The sequence below is a fragment of the Methylobacterium aquaticum genome (assembly GCF_001043915.1).
GTDB lineage: Bacteria > Pseudomonadota > Alphaproteobacteria > Rhizobiales > Beijerinckiaceae > Methylobacterium > Methylobacterium aquaticum.
Map to the genome: position 1 here is coordinate 1 of NZ_LABX01000392.1, position 1,862 is coordinate 1,862.

Annotated in this window: 1 protein-coding gene and 1 pseudogene; both read right to left on the reverse strand. The window is 70.3% G+C overall.

Annotated elements, in window-relative coordinates; all coding sequences use genetic code 11:
- A partial coding sequence (locus VP06_RS32670) for a CHASE3 domain-containing protein (protein WP_197093346.1) occupies positions 1-1,252 on the reverse strand: 1,252 nt, incomplete at its 3' end.
- A 264-nt stretch (positions 1,253-1,516) separates the two neighbouring features.
- Positions 1,517-1,862 (reverse strand): annotated as a pseudogene (locus VP06_RS37560) (methyl-accepting chemotaxis protein); the annotation flags it as partial.

Consider the following 1,862-nt stretch of genomic DNA (forward strand, 5'->3'; position numbering starts at 1 on the left):
CGACGGCGCGTCCGACCGCGACGCCGCTGGCCTCGGCATCCTTGGCGGATTGGCGGGCGATGGCCTCGGTCTGGCCGGCATTCTCGGCGTTCTGCTTCACGTTGGCGGCCATCTCCTCCATCGAGGCGGAGGCTTCCTCGGTGGACGCGGCCTGCTCGGTCGAGCCCTGCGACAGCTGCTCGGCCGAAGCCGACAGCTCCTGCGACCCCGCCGAGACATTCGCCGCCGCGGCGGAGGCCTCCGTCACCACGAGACGCAGCTTCGCCAGCATCTGTTCGAGGGCGAGGCCGAGCGCGTCCTTGTCGGAGAGACGCCGCGCCTCGACGGACAGGTCGCCGCCCGCGATCGCGGTCGCGATGTCGGCGATCGCCCGCAGGTTCGCGGTCATCGCCCGCAGATTGGCCTGCACCTCGCTGCTGAGGCCGCCGTAATCCTTCGACAGCGTCTTGGAGAAATCGCCGATCGAGGCCGCCGCGAGCACGTCGGAGATCTCCCGGAACGCCTGCTCGACCGCGAGCGCGGTCCCCTGGATCTGCCCGACCTCGTCGCGCCGGCCGGTCTCGAGCGGGGTCGCCAGCTCGGCCAGCTTGCCGCTCACCCGGGTCACCGGGCGGGCCACGGTGCGGATCAGCATGAAGGCGATGCCCGACGCGATCAGCAGGTTGGCCAGGATGCCGAGCACGATCATCTGCGTCGTCGTGTCGAAGGCGGCGGTCTGGGTGTTGCGCCGCGTCTGCATCAGCGCGTTCTCGACGCCGATCACGTCGGCGACCTTGGCGCGCAGCCCGTCCATCGCCTCCTTGCCGGCGCCGGCAATCTCGGTCTGCCGGGCGGCGTCCCGGGTCTCGGCGTTGGCCATCAGGGCGATGCCCTTCTCGGCGACGCCGCCGTGCCACGCCTCCGCCAGCCGGTGGATCGCGTCGAGGCGCTCCTGCTGGGCCGGGTTGTCGGCCGTCAGGGCCTTGGCCTGGCGCCAGTTCGACTCGAAGGTCTCCCAGCCCTTCTGGTAGGGGCCGAGGAATTTCGGATCCCCCGACAGCAGGTAGCCGCGATAGCCGGTTTCCTGATCGACCATCCCGGCGAGCGCGTGGTTGGTCGCGTCGATCACCTGGACCGTGTGGTCCGACCAGTGGACGGCCTGTCGGATTTCCGACGACTTCCAGTACACCACGCCATTCACACCCAGACCGACCGTCAGCATCACGCTGAAGGTGAGAGCCAGCTTTCGCGGCATCGAAATGTTGTCAAACATGCTCATTGGAGCATCCGTCCCGTGATCAGAGCGTTGGGAGCGTCTTGCGTCGTGACCTGTCGGTGGGCCCGCCCGGCCGGAGCCGGGAACCGTGACTGATCGAAACCGTCGCGTGCCGGCCCGAACGTCCAGGGGGCTGGCCTCTGGGCGGGCGCGACGAGATCGATCGCGTCCGCCCGGGTGATGACGGCGGCGCGGGACCGCACCAGCCCGTGTCACCGGTTTCCGATCGATCGCCTGAAGCGATGCGGAAACCGGCTTTGCTCAGGCGACGCGGGTGAAGTCCGCGTCGCGCTCGTCGCCCTCGCTCATGTCGAAGGCGAAGCCCCCGCCCAGCGACTTGCCCGCCGGGCGTGGGGCGGGCCCACGCTTGCCCGTCGCCTTGGCGGGCGACTTCACCACCGCCGAGGGGGCAGCCATGCGGGCCGCCGTGGCGCGCAACTGCGACACCGCCCCGTCGATCGGGCGCGCCTGCGGCACTGACGCCGCCGCCTCGCCGATCCGGAAATAGGCGATCGTCGCCTGGAGCGTCTCGGCCTGCGCCGCCAGCTCCTCGGAGGTCGCCGAGACTTCCTCGGAGGCGCTCGCGTTCTGCTGCGTCACCTTGTCG